Annotated in this window: 22 protein-coding genes and 1 tRNA gene; 9 read left to right on the top strand and 14 right to left on the bottom strand. The window is 34.0% G+C overall.

Translation table 11 applies throughout. The features are described 5' to 3' along the window. Positions 1 to 112 precede the first annotated feature (112 nt). On the bottom strand, positions 113 to 880 hold the full coding sequence (locus ACPF64_RS10410) for a class I SAM-dependent methyltransferase (RefSeq protein WP_426453093.1): 768 nt from the start codon (positions 878 to 880) through the stop codon (positions 113 to 115). Between the two features lie 197 nt (positions 881 to 1,077). On the opposite strand from ACPF64_RS10410, the gene ACPF64_RS10405 reads away from it, so the two are divergent. The 3 genes from ACPF64_RS10405 to ACPF64_RS10395 all read left to right on the top strand — a co-directional run bounded on the left by ACPF64_RS10405 (position 1,078) and on the right by ACPF64_RS10395 (position 2,765). Continuing rightward, positions 1,078 to 1,752 (top strand): HAD family hydrolase, encoded by a 675-nt coding sequence (locus ACPF64_RS10405; protein ID WP_426453091.1) that lies wholly within the window; start codon positions 1,078 to 1,080, stop codon positions 1,750 to 1,752. A gap of 232 nt (positions 1,753 to 1,984) precedes the next feature. Then, positions 1,985 to 2,470, top strand: coding sequence for an Lrp/AsnC family transcriptional regulator (locus ACPF64_RS10400; protein ID WP_034677787.1), 486 nt, complete (start codon positions 1,985 to 1,987; stop codon positions 2,468 to 2,470). Positions 2,471 to 2,648: 178 nt separating this feature from the next. Then, the gene (locus ACPF64_RS10395; protein WP_426453088.1) at positions 2,649 to 2,765 is read left to right on the top strand and encodes a hypothetical protein; all 117 of its coding nucleotides are present in this window, start codon (positions 2,649 to 2,651) and stop codon (positions 2,763 to 2,765) included. 15 nt (positions 2,766 to 2,780) lie between these two features. On the opposite strand, the gene ACPF64_RS10390 is transcribed toward ACPF64_RS10395, so the two are convergent. The 4 genes from ACPF64_RS10390 to ACPF64_RS10375 all read right to left on the bottom strand — a co-directional run bounded on the left by ACPF64_RS10390 (position 2,781) and on the right by ACPF64_RS10375 (position 5,930). Beyond that, positions 2,781 to 3,596 (bottom strand): pyrroline-5-carboxylate reductase family protein, encoded by an 816-nt coding sequence (locus ACPF64_RS10390; protein WP_426453086.1) that lies wholly within the window; start codon positions 3,594 to 3,596, stop codon positions 2,781 to 2,783. Positions 3,597 to 3,993: 397 nt separating this feature from the next. Further along, positions 3,994 to 4,218: a hypothetical protein gene (locus ACPF64_RS10385; protein ID WP_198078848.1), complete on the bottom strand. Its 225-nt coding sequence runs from the start codon at positions 4,216 to 4,218 to the stop codon at positions 3,994 to 3,996. Positions 4,219 to 4,437: 219 nt separating this feature from the next. Continuing rightward, complete coding sequence (locus ACPF64_RS10380) at positions 4,438 to 4,653, bottom strand: cold-shock protein (protein ID WP_045435935.1); 216 nt, start codon at positions 4,651 to 4,653, stop codon at positions 4,438 to 4,440. A 344-nt stretch (positions 4,654 to 4,997) separates the two neighbouring features. Further along, positions 4,998 to 5,930: a hypothetical protein gene (locus tag ACPF64_RS10375; protein ID WP_005041842.1), complete on the bottom strand. Its 933-nt coding sequence runs from the start codon at positions 5,928 to 5,930 to the stop codon at positions 4,998 to 5,000. Between the two features lie 257 nt (positions 5,931 to 6,187). Between ACPF64_RS10375 and ACPF64_RS10370 the strand changes: the two genes are divergently transcribed. Continuing rightward, on the top strand, positions 6,188 to 6,805 hold the full coding sequence (locus tag ACPF64_RS10370) for a LysE family translocator (RefSeq protein WP_004642061.1): 618 nt from the start codon (positions 6,188 to 6,190) through the stop codon (positions 6,803 to 6,805). Between the two features lie 97 nt (positions 6,806 to 6,902). On the opposite strand, the gene ACPF64_RS10365 is transcribed toward ACPF64_RS10370, so the two are convergent. The 3 genes from ACPF64_RS10365 to ACPF64_RS10355 form a co-directional block, all read right to left on the bottom strand. Continuing rightward, positions 6,903 to 7,448 carry a glycoside hydrolase family 108 protein gene (locus ACPF64_RS10365; RefSeq protein WP_426453082.1) on the bottom strand — a complete coding sequence of 182 codons (546 nt, stop codon included), beginning with the start codon at positions 7,446 to 7,448 and terminating at the stop codon, positions 6,903 to 6,905. A gap of 30 nt (positions 7,449 to 7,478) precedes the next feature. Beyond that, the gene (locus ACPF64_RS10360) at positions 7,479 to 7,868 is read right to left on the bottom strand and encodes a hypothetical protein (protein WP_151744630.1); all 390 of its coding nucleotides are present in this window, start codon (positions 7,866 to 7,868) and stop codon (positions 7,479 to 7,481) included. A 209-nt stretch (positions 7,869 to 8,077) separates the two neighbouring features. Next, positions 8,078 to 8,332, bottom strand: coding sequence for a hypothetical protein (locus ACPF64_RS10355; protein WP_005048040.1), 255 nt, complete (start codon positions 8,330 to 8,332; stop codon positions 8,078 to 8,080). Between the two features lie 673 nt (positions 8,333 to 9,005). Here ACPF64_RS10355 and ACPF64_RS10350 point away from each other — a divergent pair. Then, positions 9,006 to 9,677: an XRE family transcriptional regulator gene (locus ACPF64_RS10350; RefSeq protein ID WP_003652611.1), complete on the top strand. Its 672-nt coding sequence runs from the start codon at positions 9,006 to 9,008 to the stop codon at positions 9,675 to 9,677. Positions 9,678 to 9,827: 150 nt separating this feature from the next. On the opposite strand, the gene ACPF64_RS10345 is transcribed toward ACPF64_RS10350, so the two are convergent. Both ACPF64_RS10345 and ACPF64_RS10340 read right to left on the bottom strand, forming a co-directional pair. Beyond that, a complete protein-coding gene (locus tag ACPF64_RS10345) occupies positions 9,828 to 10,061 on the bottom strand; it encodes a hypothetical protein (RefSeq protein WP_005041855.1) in 234 nt (77 codons plus the stop codon). 173 nt (positions 10,062 to 10,234) lie between these two features. Then, positions 10,235 to 10,311 (bottom strand) — tRNA-Met (locus ACPF64_RS10340). A 254-nt stretch (positions 10,312 to 10,565) separates the two neighbouring features. Between ACPF64_RS10340 and xseA the strand changes: the two genes are divergently transcribed. Further along, on the top strand, positions 10,566 to 11,831 hold the full coding sequence (gene xseA / locus ACPF64_RS10335; protein WP_426453079.1) for an exodeoxyribonuclease VII large subunit: 1,266 nt from the start codon (positions 10,566 to 10,568) through the stop codon (positions 11,829 to 11,831). Continuing rightward, the gene (gene xseB / locus ACPF64_RS10330; RefSeq protein WP_003652614.1) at positions 11,821 to 12,015 is read left to right on the top strand and encodes an exodeoxyribonuclease VII small subunit; all 195 of its coding nucleotides are present in this window, start codon (positions 11,821 to 11,823) and stop codon (positions 12,013 to 12,015) included. The genes xseA and xseB overlap by 11 nt, the downstream gene beginning before the upstream one ends. A 269-nt stretch (positions 12,016 to 12,284) precedes the next feature. Here xseB and ACPF64_RS10325 read toward each other — a convergent pair whose 3' ends face one another. Together ACPF64_RS10325 and ACPF64_RS10320 are read right to left on the bottom strand one after the other, a co-directional pair. Continuing rightward, positions 12,285 to 12,503, bottom strand: a complete 219-nt coding sequence (locus ACPF64_RS10325; RefSeq protein WP_004642055.1) for a hypothetical protein — start codon at positions 12,501 to 12,503, stop codon at positions 12,285 to 12,287. A 48-nt stretch (positions 12,504 to 12,551) separates the two neighbouring features. Continuing rightward, positions 12,552 to 13,145 (bottom strand): LysE family translocator, encoded by a 594-nt coding sequence (locus ACPF64_RS10320; protein ID WP_426453076.1) that lies wholly within the window; start codon positions 13,143 to 13,145, stop codon positions 12,552 to 12,554. 442 nt (positions 13,146 to 13,587) lie between these two features. Here ACPF64_RS10320 and ACPF64_RS10315 point away from each other — a divergent pair, with 442 nt between their 5' ends. Together ACPF64_RS10315 and ACPF64_RS10310 are read left to right on the top strand one after the other, a co-directional pair. Next, positions 13,588 to 13,920 (top strand): hypothetical protein, encoded by a 333-nt coding sequence (locus ACPF64_RS10315; RefSeq protein WP_132071106.1) that lies wholly within the window; start codon positions 13,588 to 13,590, stop codon positions 13,918 to 13,920. Positions 13,921 to 14,407: 487 nt separating this feature from the next. Continuing rightward, positions 14,408 to 14,758, top strand: coding sequence for a four-helix bundle copper-binding protein (locus tag ACPF64_RS10310; protein ID WP_419295885.1), 351 nt, complete (start codon positions 14,408 to 14,410; stop codon positions 14,756 to 14,758). Positions 14,759 to 15,418: 660 nt separating this feature from the next. On the opposite strand, the gene ACPF64_RS10305 is transcribed toward ACPF64_RS10310, so the two are convergent. Then, positions 15,419 to 15,832, bottom strand: coding sequence for a GFA family protein (locus tag ACPF64_RS10305; RefSeq protein ID WP_426453073.1), 414 nt, complete (start codon positions 15,830 to 15,832; stop codon positions 15,419 to 15,421). Positions 15,833 to 15,861: 29 nt separating this feature from the next. Next, positions 15,862 to 16,263 carry a Cu(I)-responsive transcriptional regulator gene (cueR, locus tag ACPF64_RS10300; protein ID WP_005070253.1) on the bottom strand — a complete coding sequence of 134 codons (402 nt, stop codon included), beginning with the start codon at positions 16,261 to 16,263 and terminating at the stop codon, positions 15,862 to 15,864. Between the last annotated feature and the right edge of the window lie 23 nt (positions 16,264 to 16,286).

Genomic DNA, 16,286 nt, shown 5'->3' with positions numbered 1-16,286 from the left:
ATTAGATTTGTTTTATACCTATTTTTAATATAATCCAAGCTATTCAAGAAAAGAGTTTTAGTGATATTTCATTCATTTCTTATCGACTAAAACTCTTACTCAGTACACCACTTTAAAACCCTAATTTCTTAAAGACAAAATAACCCACATGGCTTTCAAAGCTACCGTCATTTTGAATTTTGAAATACTTCTTAACAAGGTCAGATGAACCTTCCTGCAAATAGCGTAAAGTTTTAATTTGATCTTCAGGGGTTTTCATACGCTTTACCCAACTATCAAAGTCCAATGAAAGCGTTTGTTTATCTAAGCCCACTAAATCAAAGCCCGCATCTTCGATAAAATAGACCCATTCTTTCACACTATAGTTTCGTACATGACTCGGGTCTCGAATAGTTTCGATCGTCTGTAAAAACGTGTCTAATATCGGCGAGCTAGAACTAATAATGTCTACAAAAATAACAATGCCATCGGGCTTAAGAACGCGGTTGACCTCTTTCATTGCACTAGGAACATGCTGCCAGTGATGAGCTGAATATCGGCTAATGACTACATCAAACTGATGGTCACTAAAAGGCATGTCTTCAGCAATGCCCTGCTGCACAAAGATGTTTTTTAATTTGCGTTGGCTGGCAGTCTTAGACACAGTGTCTAACATTTCATGAGATAAATCGTAAGCAAAAACAAGGTCTGCATGCGGAGCAACATTATAAGAGACATGGCCTCCACCACAGCCTAAATCAAGAACAACAGCATTTTCAATTTTATGAATTTCATTAATAAATTTATTAAATTCAATTCCTTCAGAATGAGCTTGGCTATTCAAATAGTCGAGGGACTTATTTTGATATTGTTTTTGATTTATATCGTGCTGGGTGATCATAACCTTGCTTCCTACTTTGCAATGAAATCACCATAAAGGAAAAGTTAGATAAAAAATAATGATTAGTTTTTCTTCAATTGATAAATAAAAGTTATTATTTAATTTGTTTTAATACACAGTAATCACAAAATTTTAAAATCCTTAAATTCAATAGACAGCTATACTGGCTTTATCTAAAAATTTTATAAAAGCAGAAAATGCAAAAAGCTATTTTATTTGATTTAGATCAAACTCTACTTGACAGAAATACCTCATTAATAAAATTTATCGAATGGCAAGTAAACTTTTTTCAACTAGTGCCACAACAGAATAAGCAAGATTTTATCGCCAGATTTATTGAATTAGATAACAATGGAAGTGTTTGGAAAGACTTGGTTTATTCCCAATTACTAGAAGATTTTAATATCAAATCTTTTAACGTCGAGACATTACTTGAATCCTACGTTAATGACTTTAATAAGTTTTCCTCTTCATTTGAAAGAGTTCCTGAAACAATTCAAAATCTTTACAACAAAGGATATAAATTAGGCTTAGTTTCTAATGGCAAATCCCCGTTTCAAGAAAATAACTTTTATGCACTGGGTATCAACGAGTTTTTTTCTACAATTATCGTTTCAGAGGCCATAGGCATACGGAAACCAGATAGACGAATATTTGAGTATGCGTGTAAAGAGCTTGGCTACATTCCTAATGAATGCATTTTTGTAGGTGATAACCCTAAAGCCGATATTGAAGGTGCTCACAAAGCTGGAATGAAAACTATCTTTTTCCACCCAGATCCTTCTATCTACTCTCCTTTAGCAGATAAAAAAATTAACCATTATGATCAGCTAGAAACAGCAATTAATAAATTAGAGAATTTTATTCTTTAAAAATAGATTTAAAATTTATAAGAAATCCGCAAAGAGCACTGTTTAGTCACCCTTACTGAAACAGTGCTCTTTGCTCCATCACAACCCCTATCCAGAAAGGTTCAATGCATAGAAATAGTGTATGTACCTTTAGCTCAAAATGTTTCCTGTATTTTTTGCTTTTTTTAAATGATGGCAGCATAAAAATAAAGTATATTTAATTTTATCAGAAGATTCTTCTTTGGTTTATATTTTGAACAGAACAGAATACACACTAGATCGCATAGATCGGAAAATTTTATCTGCTTTACGCGGGAATGGCCGTTTAACCGTTGCTCAATTAGCTGAAGAAGTGGGTCTTTCATCTTCTCCATGCTGGACACGACTAAAACGTCTGGAAACTTTAAAAATTATTGAAGGATATACGGTAAACGTAAACCCTAAAGCGATCGGCATTCATGAGGTATTTTTTATAGAAATTACTTTAGAGCGCCATGATGATGAAATGTTAGAGAATTTCAGCGAAGCATTAGCAGATATACCTGAAGTTGTAGAAGCTCATCTGGTTACAGGTGACTATGATTATTTGGTCAAAGTAGCCGTAAAAGATGCGGAGCATTACGAACGTTTTTTACGAAAAAAACTCTATTCAATTAAAGGCATTCGACACACACGCTCAACCTTTGCCCTACGCCCTCTTAAATCTGCCAATACAGCCGATTTAATGTTAATTGAATAAAAGATGTAGCGCCTATAGCACATCGACTTAAAATATTGATTCTAAAATTTTTATTAAGTTAAGCGGTTTAGACCATAACAGATTTAGACTCTGTTATATTTTTTTTAAAAAATTCTGTATCTATGATTACAGCCTCCTCATCTCCATAATAAAATTAATCTGAATTAGAGGCATCGCCATGAACATTTTGAAGAAAAAAAATAAGGCCAGTTTTGTATTCTTTATTATTACTCTCTACTCTTTTATTGGGTTTGGCTTAGGTTTCATTATTTGGGAATACCTTTTAAAGGCCTAGTTTGTTAAATACGAGTTAACCAACCTCAGAAATAATTTCTGAAGTAATTTCTTTGCTACGATGATATGCGGCTTTCATGGCTAAACGTATATCATCAGATACATTGCCTAAATCGAACATGCGTAAAGCAGATTCGGTAATTCCGTTGGCTAAAGTGACCTTTCCACATAAATCCGCAGGTGGGACATTAGTTTTACGGATCATTTCAACTGCACCAGCAGCGGCTTGAAGTGCTAAATCTAAGGCAAACTGTTTGTCGAGCCCTAATGAAACGCCCGTCTTAATCATGCTATCTAAAATATAAAAAAAGTAAGCCGGCCCTGAACCAGATAATGCAATAATTGCATCAGTTTGTGTTTCCGAAGCTGCCCAGAAAGTCTGCCCCGTTGCAGAGTACAGCATTTCGATGACATCTTTATCGAGCTGGTCCATTTGCTCAGAAGCAATGAGTACGTGAGTACCCGTATGCGTAAGCACAGGTGGATTTGAAATTACACGAACAATTTTTTTTGAGCCAGTAATCGTTGATAATTTTGCAATATCAACCCCTGCCATCATAGAAATAATAACTTTACGTGCTAAATACTTTTTAAATGGTTCAAGCGTTTCTTTTAAGTTTTTAGGTTCCAATAATAAAATAACAATATCTGCTTTTTTTAAACCATTTTCCTTTTCCTTTTGCTTTAACATATTTTCATCGTTATTTTTTTTCTCTTCAATAAGATGGATCTTTTCTTTTTTGAACCCTTTTAAAACTAAGCCTCCTATTAATGCTAACGCCAAATTACTACTACCAACAAAACAAATATGAGGTTGTACTTCATTTAACATTTAAAATATTTTCCTTTCTTAGGGGTATTATAGTAATTAATATTATCTATAATTTAATTATAAGTATTGAGTTAATGAAAGGCTATCTTAATAAAGAACCCACTCAAATAAACTATATTAAAGTGGGTTTCGTTTTATTTGCGCAATAAATAAAACAACTTTAGCTTAAGCCTAATGTATAACTATTTATAGCAAATTCCACACAGAAATTGTTAAAGTCTGTAATTATCATTATAAAATTGTACACTATTTTAATAGCTTATAAAGAGTATGAAATTGTTAGGTTTTCTAAACAAAAAAATGATGAATGAAAGACTCTACCCTTCCATGAAACAATTGCTAATGCTTTTATCAATCAACAATATTCACAACTCATATTTATTAATTAAAAAAGCAGCTAATTAGTTTCTTTTTTATTCTTTAAAATTCTCTCAGCTTTGCTCATGGCTTGGGTTAAATCAACATCTTCACAAACCCAAAAAGTAAAAATTTGTCCAAACAAGTGGAAGTGCTGTTTAATATATTTAGAACTATTGTCTGAATAATGCTCTTCAACCTTAAAGAAATCATTATTGTTTTCTATTTTTTGACCGTCAAAAATACCGCCGATACAAATATCCATTTTAATACCATACACCTAATTAGTTATGTTATAACATAAAATTTTTAAAACCTTTTATAAGAGTATTTTTATACTTCTTTTTTTAAATATAAGTTGAATCAAAACTTATAAAAAACCCACAAAATATAAAGTGGGCTTTTTTAACTCTAACAAAACGCTTTAAACTCAAATATATTTTATTTAAATAATATATTTAAATCAATTAAATGCTCTATTTATTTATGAGTTTTGAAGAATCACAATATTTGAAGCTTGTGGGCCTTTTTTACCCTGCACTACAGTAAACTCAACACGTTGACCTTCCAGGAGAACTTTAAAACCAGGTGTTTGAATATCGGTAAAATGAGCAAAAATATCTTTACCTTCATCAGTCACAATAAAACCAAAGCCTTTAGTTTCATTGAACCATTTTACTGTACCAGTAGTAGTAGACATATGTTATATCCTAAATCTTAAAATATTATAACTTATTATTGGGGAAACCAATTTAACTAAAAAATAGACGTCGAAACTTAAATATCTGAAAAAACCGAAGGATTATAAATAAAACTGCGCAAATAGAAATTTATGATGACAAGAATATTTTGTTAGTTATGCTCGATAATACACGCTTCAGAAGCATTTGCAATCGATATTCAAAATAATTAAAGCAAGAAAAATTCTATACCTCTTCCCTCTCATCTTTCATATTGATTTAATTAAAATTCCTTTCAATTAAAAGTCAAATTTTGTTTCATTTTAATCGAAAGGAGTACCTTTGTTATTTCCCCATAAGACCATCAATAAAATTTCTTTTCACCCGCAGGGCGTGTCTTAAAACGTCGATGGAACCACATGTATTGCGTTGGTGCGATGCGAATTTGATTCTCAATAATTTTATTTACTCTTTCAGCATCACTAACTTCACATCCACTTGGAAAATTCTCTAATTTGGGTTCAACGAGAACATGATATTGAGGATTTCTAATATTGCCACTTCTGTAAAAGTATAAAGGCACTGCTGCTGCTTTTGAGATATCCATAAGCCTGCGGTGGGCTGTGACAGTAGCTGCCTGCACCCCGAAAAATGATGCCATTACACCTTGCTTTAAGCCAAAATCCTGATCTGGGCTATACCATATCGCATGACCATGTTTAAGGTTTTGGATAAGTCCACGCATGTTATCTCGAGCAATCTGGTTTTTATACACTCTTGCGCGGCTACGATGAATCAGAAAATCTAAAAAGGGATTGTTTTGAGGTCGGTAAACCACGTCCATATTAAAAAATAAGGTACACGCGGCTCCGCCTGCATCTAAAAGGGTGCTATGAGTGCCTAGTAAAAGTACGCCATTTTCCTGATTGTTGGTTAAATTCTCTAATCCATCTATGTGAACACGGTTTTTAAACCAGTTTGGACTATACCAAGCATTTAAAGCCTCAAATACACCCGTTAAAGTATCAACAAAAACCTGTTTGGCTTTCACTTCAATTTGCATAGGTGTTTTTTCAGGAAAGCATGCTTCTAAATTACGTAGTGTTGTTTTTCTTCTTGAACCTAAAGATTTCCATGCTATTTTTGAAAGAAAATCGGCGAGACGCCATTGAATAGCCCAAGGTAACATCGCAAATAACATCAGAATAAAAGCTAAAACCCATAGACCCCAATATTTAAACGATAAAAAGGAAAATCGAAATTCGCCAGATTTAAACTGCCGTTCTTTTTTCGTCATACTGTATATTTCTTGAGGTATAGACTTAGCATACTAACACGCCTACTTGTCGGGGTTGTATGTTTATGTTGCAATAACGGCTATGCTTTTAAATACCTTATCTATTTATATAAATGCATATTTTATTTCGAAACTCTCAAATTTTAATATTTAATTTATTTATTTTAAATATACATAACCTTCTGTATACATAAATTATTTTCTCATTTAAAGTAATCGCATAATTTTGTCTCAATTGATAAATAGGATATATCAGCGTGAGCGGTCTTTTAGTTTTTATAACAATTGCATTTCTTACCCTATTAAGCCCCGGCCCCGGTGTTTTATTTACTGTCACAAATTCAATCAATTATGGTGTTAAAACCGCTTTATTCGGTATTAGCGGCTTAATTATTGGTATGTTTGTAATTGCTGTAATTTCCGCCAGTGGTGTAGGTCTTATTATTACGAGTAACCCTACTATTTTTACGGTTTTAAAATTTATTGGTGCATTTTATTTAATGTATCTCGGATATAAAAACTTTAGCAAAAAAATTCCATCGCAAGATTTAATCACAGATCAGCAAAGCGATAAAAATGTCAGTAAATCTAAACTATTTTATCAGGGTCTACTCGCATCTTTGCTTAACCCTAAAACAATCGTATTTTTTATTGCTCTTTTCCCTCAATTTATCGATATAAAGAAAGAAATTTTAAATCAGTTTTTAATTCTATCTTTAACCTTTTGTTTGATTGGTTTTTTAATTCATCTAGTCTATGCAAATTTCTCTTCAATTTTTAAAGAAAAGATGTTGGCTGGAAATAATTTTTCTATACTCAATAAAATCAGTGGGGCTATTTTCTTTCTTCTTGCAATTTTACTCATCGCACAATAAATCATTGCTTTAAGAATTATGCTTTAAAAGCCTTAACTCATGTTTAGACTTTTAAAGCATTTCGATGATTCAGCATATTTTTATCTAATTACAATTTTTACAACGATACCCTGTTTAAGATCCAACCATAAAAGAAGTCTTCATAATTTGGGTTCTGCTCTGTAATTTGGATATAGTGCTGCCCTTGCATAATATTTAAAACACGTACTAATACTGTTTCTCCTTCTTTATTACGCCTGTTCAAATAACTCCTAAGAGCTTGGAAAGTGAGAGGCCCATACTGGCCATCTAAAGCAAGATCTGACCAGCCTTCTTTTCCCTGCTTATTCAGCAAATTTAAAGCACGCTGCAACAAGGGTTTTGCAAAATTGACACCACAATTGACACCTGTATCAAATAACTCTTCTGCAATAGCTGGGTTAATCTCATTGATCTGGTCAAATTGGGGTTCAAACCAATATTGTTTCTTATAAATAGATTTGGCCACAGCTAATGGTAAATCTTGCATATTGCCTTGATAGCCTTGTGATCGAGCCACTGCTTCTGTAATACCAAATTTAGTGGCATGTCCATGATCTGATGGATGGTTAACATACCCACCTTCTCTGTTTATGATTGCTTCTAAGTATTGGTCGATATTCATTTTATTTTACCTATATCATTGAAACTGTTTTTAGCTATTTTGCAGATCATCTTTTGCTTTTTTTAAGTCTTTCATAACTTCCACAATCGTTTTACCTTCTTGTTTATTGATGAAGTTAAATATCCATCTCACAATAGCCCAACCAGGCAAACCGCAAATGAAGAAGAATCCACAAAGTGTGATCATTCCCCAAATATCCAACACCCATTCTTGTAAATTCCATTTCATGATAATAAATGAGCCACCTGTTAAGCTTGAAACTACTGTGCAGATCAGCCCAACAATCCATTCTTGCGGTGAGCGAGGGAAACGCATCATTAACACGACTGCGACAACTAAGCTGACTGCTAAAGCCACCATAATTGCAATGCTGTAAAAATTTAAAAATGTGGCTAATCCATTTATTGGAACTGTTTTCATCATCTTGTCCTGCTTTAAAGGGTAAAACTTGAAAATCCATCACCATGACCAGCTTGTTGTTTTTCAGGTTTTATAAATACCCTTAGTTTTCTTTATTACAGTCAATAAAAAACACTAACGCTTTAATGCGGCGCTAAATTGCAAGACGAACTTACCTTGACCCGCTTAATCTCAAGGCCCAAGAAAGAATGTTTGTGTGCTAAAGCTGGTTAGTGTGCACTGTTTAAGGCTTGTTCAATCAACTCAATCACGGTGATTGCACCTATCGCTTTTTGCATCGAGACTTGATCGTCGAATTCGAATGCTTCATCTTCAAGCTCACTTGCAATTTGCTTCGCCTCTTCAAGTGCCCTTTTTATTTTTTGTACCTTAAATTTGTTTACGTCTTTTGCAATTGTTGGGACATACCCTCCACGTTTTGCATTTTTAAGTTGTTTAGCTCTGTTCTGCATTGCTGTAGTCATTCACTATCTCCAACTCAACTTACTCGTTAATAAGGCATCTTTATCGTTTGTTATTCTTGAAGTTTTGACGCATTCTTTGAGCAATATAGCTAAGCTATGACTACAAATGTATGTTCGAAACGTTTCAACTGGTACAACAAACATATAGAACCAAACAATATGCGTTTAAAGCATTAATTTAAAAATAAATATTTCCTTTTCTGAAATTGTAAAAAAGTATTAAAGCTCTTAAGTTTAAGCCTTTTTCAGACTTTAATTTTTTGACCAAAAAGTTCAAATAAGGCTTTGCCGTATATCGGAAACTTTTGTTACGACTCACAATCTTTGTTAAATTCTTCATGTTCTTGATACCCTTTATCGACGAACATTAAGCCTGATCCACGGAATCGGGCTTTTTTTTATTCCAATTTTTGTTTTGATAGCCTATCTGCACATCATAATTGGGCTATCTCTCTTTTATTTTGCCTCCTATAAAAACAAAATAAATTTAGCTTTCATCTCAACACGTTGATAAACCTATAAATAGTGGTTCAAATACGATTTAAACTTTATCTATTCATCTTAAGATATAACTGATATTATAACTATAGTTATTATTAGTCAATAACTATAGTTGTTTTACTCGATATAACTTAAGTTATATATTTGTTATAAGTTTGCTGGTGTGACCGTTATGGCTCTTAAAGACCGTTTAAAAGATTCTAGGCTTAAAGCGAAAAAAACTCAGGCTGAAGTAGCAGAAGCAGTCAAGATGTCTCAGCCTGCCTATCAAGCTTTAGAGTCAGGGAAAAATTTGAAATCAGCGTTTCTTCCATTAATTGCCCAATTTTTAGGTGTAGATGGTTATTGGCTAACCACTGGAAATACTGAAGATTCTTTTAGAGAAAGTGATGTATTTAGCCCTACTGTTGTGAGTGCTGAATCCACCGATCAATATGTCTGGATTGAAGTTGTAGAAGCTAGCTTTTCTTGTGGTACGGGTGAATCTATCGAGTTTCACTTCGATGCAATTAATGGAAAAATTCCTTTTCCAGCCTCATTTTTTAAAGAAAAGCGGGTTGCTCAAGAGTGCATGCGTATTATCAAAGCTAAAGGCGATAGCATGACCGATTACATTAAAGATGGAGATTTAGTCGGTATTGATATCTCTCAAACTGAAGTGATTGATGGCGAGATTTATGCGGTTTACTTTGCTGGGGAAGGAATGATTAAGCAGATTTTTAAAGAAGCAGATGGCTCTTTAATTTTGCATAGTTTAAATGAAAAATTTAGAGACCGACGTGTAACCGAAGAAAATGGAAAAAACTTTAAAGTCATGGGCCGTCAATTCTGGCGAGCAGGTTAATTTAGTTATAAATATAATTAAAAGAATAATTCTATCGATTTTATATATTTCTGTTTTTTATAACTTTAATTATTTATAAATCGTATAGATATAAAAAAACCTATCTCCATTAAAAGAGATAGGTTTTTAGCTTGAGAGCTAAACATTTTATTAGCAATACGTACTTAAACGATAAAGCTGGTTAAATGCAGCATAAAAGCTTTTACCATCTTGGTTCAACTCGATTTCTTCACCAGTTTGAAGTTGAACTTTCTTACCAACTTCGACCCAACGATAACCATCTTGAGAGTTTTGCTTACGCACGTGAGGAACCACTCTCACATTAATTTCATTGCCATTTACGGCTGTGGCAATTTGCCACTCATTTACTATATTCACAATCATTCACTCATCACTGAGCTCATGTGATTTAACGGTATTTAATTAGAACGCTAGATTTAAGGTATGGACAGTCAGTCTAGAATTTAATATTTAGCTTGATATAGGGTTATTTATAAGCTAATGCTTTTCATAATTTTTGCATTATGAAAAGTGGTACATCACAGAGCATAATATTTTGGTTGCGGGGGTCGGATTTGAACCAACGACCTTCGGGTTATGAGCCCGACGAGCTACCAGACTGCTCCACCCCGCAATTGGAAGTAAGCTTTATACGCTTATATATTTTATAAAGCAAACTTTATTTTTTAATCTGTTGTAATTCATCAGTTTTATCTTTTTTAATTAATTTTATCTTTTGAATTAACTAGTAATGAACAACCTAAATTTAAATTTAATCTTTTGAATTGTTGTAATTATTTTAAACAGAACCCTAAATTCACAGACAGCAATTGCCTTGGTTGGATGGCTTTTATACTATCTAAGTTGGTCCTTTAATGTTTAGTTCGTATGTCTGAACCTCAGTTTTCCCTTAGTGAATATCTCGGCACAGTTCAGGAAGTCATACGTTTGGCTTTTGATGAACCAGTTTGGGTAAAAGCAGAGATTCGAAATTTAAATATTAAAGGCGGTCATTACTATTTAGAGCTTGCAGAAAAAGATGCCGAGACTGATAAAGTCATTGCAAGTTGTAAGGCCACAATCTGGAAATTTTCGGCAAGTAAAATTGTTCTAAAGTTTGAGCGTGAAACTGGTATTGAGATTTCAAGTGACTTAAATGTTCTCATAAAAATTCGCGCACGTTTTGATCCTCAATATGGATTTTCAGTCAATATTGAAGAGATTGACTCAAGTTTTACCTTAGGTGAAATTGCTAAACGTTATCAGCAAATTATTGAACGGCTCACTCAAGAAGCTTTAATTCATAAAAACAAACTACTCCCTACTCCTTTTGATATTCAAAATGTTTTAGTGATTGCGCCTCAAAATGCTGCGGGCTTAGGTGACTTTAAAAAAGATGCCGATGCGCTAGAGAGAAATAGTGTTTGCCATTTTGTGTATCACACCGCTACTTTTCAAGGGAACACTGCAGCAACTAGCTTGATTGAGTCTTTAGGTTCAGGTTTACGGCAATGGGCCAGCACATTTACATTTCCGCCAGACTTGATTGTGATTATTCGTGGCGGTGGATCGGTGAATGATTTAGCTTATTTGAATGATTATGAACTTGCCGCTCTGCTCTGCAAACGTACTGTACCCATTTGGGTCGGCATTGGTCATGAAAAAGATCGTACCATTCTTGATGAAATCGCTAATCGTTCATTCGACACGCCAAGTAAAGTGATTGCTGGTATTCGTAACCATATTGTTGAACGCGTACAAGAAGCAGTAGATAGTCTGCAAACCATTAAGCTGCTTTCACAGCATCAGATCACAACGTATCAAAGCAAGAATGACCAACTGCTTCACCACATTAAATCTTCAACACAGAGTCAACTTAACTCGGCTCATCACCTGCTTGACCAGATGAAAGAACGCATTCAGTTTAGTTCACAGCAACAAGTTAAATTTTCATTAGCCCAAATCGAATCGTTAATAAAAGAAGTCCTTCTACAAAACCCGAAACAAGTTCAAGCCAAAGGGTATGCAATTGTTAGATCAGAAGGAAAAGCAATTCGTTCTATACATCAAATTTCAAACCCTGCCATTGCCATTGAAATGCAAGATGGTGTGATCGAAGCCAACATTACACAGGTAATTCCAAATGAAGAATAAAGAGTTAACATTTAAGGATGGCCATGACATTTTGAAGAAAAATGCCGAACTACTTGAGTCTCAAGAAAGCCCAGATATTGATAATTTAATGAAGATTGTTGAAGAATCGATTACTGCTTATAAAGCGTGTAAATCACGTATAGAAGCAGTTCAACAAGCCTTAGATGAAACATTTAAAGAATAATATGCAATAAAAAAAGCCCATTCCTACTTCTCATTGAAGGAATGGGCTTAGTGAAAACCACTTAGTCCTGAAATGCAAAAGTGTGGATTAGGTCACACTTTTACAAAAAGCATGGTCCCACAACAATTCCTGATATTCAATATTTTAATTGTATTCAATGGTTAATTTTGCTCGTATTTTCATCAGATTCTAGCTAAAAACTTTCTTACTAAAATCGTGATGAAATACAAATGTGTTCTAGATGTTATTTTCAAAAGTGAGTCTAAAAATTATTCCTCGTTGAATGGCCCAATCAATTGATAAATTTTTCCGTCTTTAGGATTTTCATAGAGTAGATCCATATTGGGTAAAATAATGTCATCATCAATTTCAATATGTTCAACACTTTTATGAAGTTCAAGGGCGTGGTCGTTCATGGGTCTAACTTTCGCTAAAGCAATCGTTTCTTGGTTAAACTGGTCCTTAATAATTACTTTTACTCTTTTCATAAAAATCTCCTGAAAATTAAATTTTTTAATATAAATAATGGGTTAAGTTTAAAATGAGCTAATCGCTGAATAGCCGATTGGCATAGCAAAAAAAGTTAAAATAAATGCAGCCGTACGTTGTAAATTACATTGGTTTAACCAAGTTACTTTGTTTGAAATTAATACGGTTCCAAAAGCAATCCATAAAAATGCAATGGGTGTAATTAATGATAAAAAAATAGCAATATGCACAAAATAAACGTGAAGCACTTCCCATGCTGCATGTGGAAAAATAGCAGAAGCAAAGAGTAAAGCTTTAGGATTTAAAAGTGTTGCGACAAATAAAGCCTTAGGCGTAATAAGTGGGTTGTCTAATTTGATGTCATTTGTTGATGTTACCCAAAGTTTAAATGCAATGTAGAGAATGAAAGTGGCACTTATTAACTTTAATAAGGCAGGAAGCCAAGGGATTAAATGTGAAACTGACTCAAGCAAAACACCCCATGAAGTAATTGCAATGAGATAACCCATCACTTCAGCAGGAATAAGTTTAAGAGACTGCTTCACCCCTGCCTGTATTCCAGCCGAGGCTAACAATGTGTTTGTGGGGCCTGGAGTCAACAAAATGGTGACCACTAGTCCAATAAACAGAAATGACACCATAGGCAACGAACTCTTTAATTATGCTAGGCGAAATATGTCAAAAATGAGCATCTATTGTCGACAAAATGGTTGTAACAAGAAATATTAAAATTAAATTAATTAATGTTAAAACAAATAATTAACTCAAACCGACTGTAAATTCACTTACGATTTAAATAATTTTAAATGTGCAAAATCGATCACATAAATAGAGAATAATGAGCTATTATTACAAGCCTCTACCACATTAACTTGAGAATTTTTTACTCAAAAAATCTGCTGTTTTTTAATATTTTGAACTTTATATAACTGAGTAAATAGCAGCTTTTTGCCTCACTTGAAATTTTAAAATTGAACAATATATAAACAATTAGAAATCGTGATTTTACTGAATATGATGTCTCACTCCCCATCAATTCATTGATTGTCGCTTTCATCAAATAAATCAAATGATGGAGGATGCATGATGAATGCTTATGTTCGCCCTCATCCAGATGGTTTTAAATCTTACTTAGGAAAGAATCTAAAAACTGGCCTCTATGCCGTGCGGCTGGGTTGGACGGTTTATGAAACGAATGGCAATGGTTCTGTGCTGTACATTGTCAAGAATGAAGATAAGATTCCATTGGATGTAGACAAGTTTAAAACTGATCGTCCCAAAATCTATACTGCGCTTTTAAGTGAGGTGCAGTTTCAACGTAAAAAACAGTTAGCTATTGATCTGCAAAAATCCAATATTCCGTCTTATGACCGCCAAGCCTACAAAAAGCGTCGTGGGTTTGTAGGGTCTTCATAAACTCTTTCATTCAACCCGTTGTTAGATTCAAATATAGAAAAAGCACCCTCGGGTGCTTTTTCTTTTAACGACCAGTTGTAATTAATACGAACATACTCAGTATTAATGTGCTTAATGATCGTTTGCAATGGATGTGGACTTCATGCTCAGCTCCGTGAGCGTATTGATTAACGTTTTCCATTTCGTGTCCTTCAAAGTTCACATTCCTAATTTGCCTAATATTCACACAATAATAAATTAGCCAAAAGTATTATATGCAATTAAATTTAACACAATCCTTAAATTTTATTGACACTTTTTATCATCAAGAAATAAGCGCTTTTAAGCTAAAAACTGGATGTAACATTCTACTACGAGGTTAATTATGTATTGGGTATTTGTACCCCTTTCATCTCAAATACCCATTGTTTAAAAAATGATCTATAAAATGGAAAAACATAACAATATTCCATTTTTTAATAAAGACTTTTGGAATAGGAGAATTCATATGCAAACCAATCAAGAAGCAAATAATTCATTATTTTGCCAAGCCTCTAGCTCAATTCAAGCCTGTGTAGAATGTATGATTGCTTGTAAGACCTGTGCAGCCGCCTGTTTGCAAGAAGAACATATGATGCGTGAGTGCATTAAACACTGTCTGACTTGTGTAGAAATCTGTCAGTTATGTACTTCTTTAGAGTTAAGGCATTCTGAGTTAGCTGAACAAGCGATGCCATTATGTGCCCATGCATGTCAACTTTGTGCAGCAGAATGCGGCAAACACAAGCATGAACACTGCCAAATTTGTGCTAAAGCATGCCTAGCTTGTGCTCAAGCGTGTCAAGCCTATCGTGCCTAGTCGCGTAACGCATAAGAAAGTTTGTATAGCTGATTTATAGTCAGGCTATATATGGTAGGAAAATTTCTAAAAAACTTAATGACTTAAGATATTAAAAACTAATAATTTATCTTTTTTATTTAAGTGAGGTTAATAATAACTTTTCTTTAGGCATAAAAAAAACCCGCATCTTGGGGAAGAATGCAGGCTCTTAGATCTCCCACAACGACCATGAGTCCATTATTAAACTTGAACTTTAAACCGTTAAGTAAATGTACCTATAAATAAATTAAATTGCAATACAGAATAGTCTGTATGTTTAAAATATTTTATTATTTCTTCAGAGTTTTATTTGCTGAAGAAGAAACAGACAAAAGTAGATTCATAAAAACTTTATTTATGGCGTGATAATCCAATAAATAGCTTTTTTATAGGCATTAAAAAAGCCCGTTTCACGGGCTTTTCTGCAACGGTGAGCAATCTAAGATTTGTGTCTATCCATCTCTTACATGCTCTTTGCTAGCTATATGTAAGGCCTTATCGTATCTTTTGCCCTGTCCCAAGTTTCCCTGTGGATCGAGGAGATATTACGATTACCTTAAGTACAGTTATAGCACATTATTTATTCATGGCTAGTCTTGTTCACGTTTTTTTACAAACAAGCCCTACCCGATTAAATGACTATTTTTGGACGCCATCTGTTGCTTGTAAATATTGTTGAGCATGATCACCAATGATATGCCAAGAGGCCTTTGAAGTGACATAGGCATGAGAGCTAACTTGGGTAGATATTTCTTCATTAATGAGCCCCACCCTTAAACGCACTACATCGGGTTTATCTAAACGTTCACTCCAGACAGGTGAACCACAAGTTTTACAGAACACTCTCTTTTTATTGGGAGACGCAAAATAAGCCTGTAACAGGTTTTCTCCCTGCACAATATTCAAATCACTTTTCTGTACTTGCGTAATGGCAGCAAAAGCAGCGCCTTGTGCCTTTTGGCATTGCGTACAATGACAAACCATGATGGGTGCTAATTCGGCATTAATGCGCAGTTGAATCCCATTACAAAGACAAGAAGCTGTATAAGCCATGATTTTTCCTTTTTTTATTTTAATAAGATTTAGCTTACACCTACACCTTTTTCAATGTGATCTAAAATGGCACAAGAAGCTTGCTGGTTACCACAGCAATCATCGGCTGATGCCTGCAAAATATTAACCATTTCTTGTAAATGCGCAATTTTCTGTTTTAATTCAGCAATATGTTTTACGGTTAAGGCTTTCACCTCTGCACTATGCCGATCGGTATTTTTCCAAAGCGAAATCAGCTCTTTCATTTGTTCGGATGAAAAACCTAACTCTCTGGCATGTTTTAAGAAGTTTAAAGTCTTTAGGTCTGTTTCTGAGTAAATACGATAGCCTGAAGCAGAGCGCTGAGCGGCTTCAAGTAAACCGATTTCTTCATAGTAGCGAATCATTTTCGCCGAAATGCCCGAATGTTTGGATGCCTGACCGATATTCATCTCACACCTCAAATATTAAATTT

The organism is Acinetobacter sp. KB005, from assembly GCF_049949095.1.
Taxonomy (GTDB): Bacteria; Pseudomonadota; Gammaproteobacteria; order Pseudomonadales; family Moraxellaceae; genus Acinetobacter; species Acinetobacter calcoaceticus.
The sequence above is the reverse complement of the archived record's forward strand: the minus strand, read 5'-3'. Positions and strand labels throughout refer to the sequence as shown.

Coding starts and splice junctions, on each gene's coding strand:
- ACPF64_RS10410 (WP_426453093.1), bottom strand. CDS start 880: ATGATCACCCAGCACGATATAAATCAAAAACAATATCAAAATAAGTCC.
- ACPF64_RS10405 (WP_426453091.1), top strand. CDS start 1,078: ATGCAAAAAGCTATTTTATTTGATTTAGATCAAACTCTACTTGACAGA.
- ACPF64_RS10395 (WP_426453088.1), top strand. CDS start 2,649: ATGAACATTTTGAAGAAAAAAAATAAGGCCAGTTTTGTATTCTTTATT.
- ACPF64_RS10390 (WP_426453086.1), bottom strand. CDS start 3,596: ATGTTAAATGAAGTACAACCTCATATTTGTTTTGTTGGTAGTAGTAAT.
- ACPF64_RS10385 (WP_198078848.1), bottom strand. CDS start 4,218: ATGGATATTTGTATCGGCGGTATTTTTGACGGTCAAAAAATAGAAAAC.
- ACPF64_RS10380 (WP_045435935.1), bottom strand. CDS start 4,653: ATGTCTACTACTACTGGTACAGTAAAATGGTTCAATGAAACTAAAGGC.
- ACPF64_RS10375 (WP_005041842.1), bottom strand. CDS start 5,930: ATGACGAAAAAAGAACGGCAGTTTAAATCTGGCGAATTTCGATTTTCC.
- ACPF64_RS10365 (WP_426453082.1), bottom strand. CDS start 7,448: ATGAATATCGACCAATACTTAGAAGCAATCATAAACAGAGAAGGTGGG.
- ACPF64_RS10360 (WP_151744630.1), bottom strand. CDS start 7,868: ATGAAAACAGTTCCAATAAATGGATTAGCCACATTTTTAAATTTTTAC.
- ACPF64_RS10355 (WP_005048040.1), bottom strand. CDS start 8,332: ATGACTACAGCAATGCAGAACAGAGCTAAACAACTTAAAAATGCAAAA.
- ACPF64_RS10350 (WP_003652611.1), top strand. CDS start 9,006: ATGGCTCTTAAAGACCGTTTAAAAGATTCTAGGCTTAAAGCGAAAAAA.
- ACPF64_RS10345 (WP_005041855.1), bottom strand. CDS start 10,061: ATGATTGTGAATATAGTAAATGAGTGGCAAATTGCCACAGCCGTAAAT.
- xseA (WP_426453079.1), top strand. CDS start 10,566: ATGTCTGAACCTCAGTTTTCCCTTAGTGAATATCTCGGCACAGTTCAG.
- xseB (WP_003652614.1), top strand. CDS start 11,821: ATGAAGAATAAAGAGTTAACATTTAAGGATGGCCATGACATTTTGAAG.
- ACPF64_RS10325 (WP_004642055.1), bottom strand. CDS start 12,503: ATGAAAAGAGTAAAAGTAATTATTAAGGACCAGTTTAACCAAGAAACG.
- ACPF64_RS10320 (WP_426453076.1), bottom strand. CDS start 13,145: ATGGTGTCATTTCTGTTTATTGGACTAGTGGTCACCATTTTGTTGACT.
- ACPF64_RS10315 (WP_132071106.1), top strand. CDS start 13,588: ATGATGAATGCTTATGTTCGCCCTCATCCAGATGGTTTTAAATCTTAC.
- ACPF64_RS10310 (WP_419295885.1), top strand. CDS start 14,408: ATGCAAACCAATCAAGAAGCAAATAATTCATTATTTTGCCAAGCCTCT.
- ACPF64_RS10305 (WP_426453073.1), bottom strand. CDS start 15,832: ATGGCTTATACAGCTTCTTGTCTTTGTAATGGGATTCAACTGCGCATT.
- cueR (WP_005070253.1), bottom strand. CDS start 16,263: ATGAATATCGGTCAGGCATCCAAACATTCGGGCATTTCGGCGAAAATG.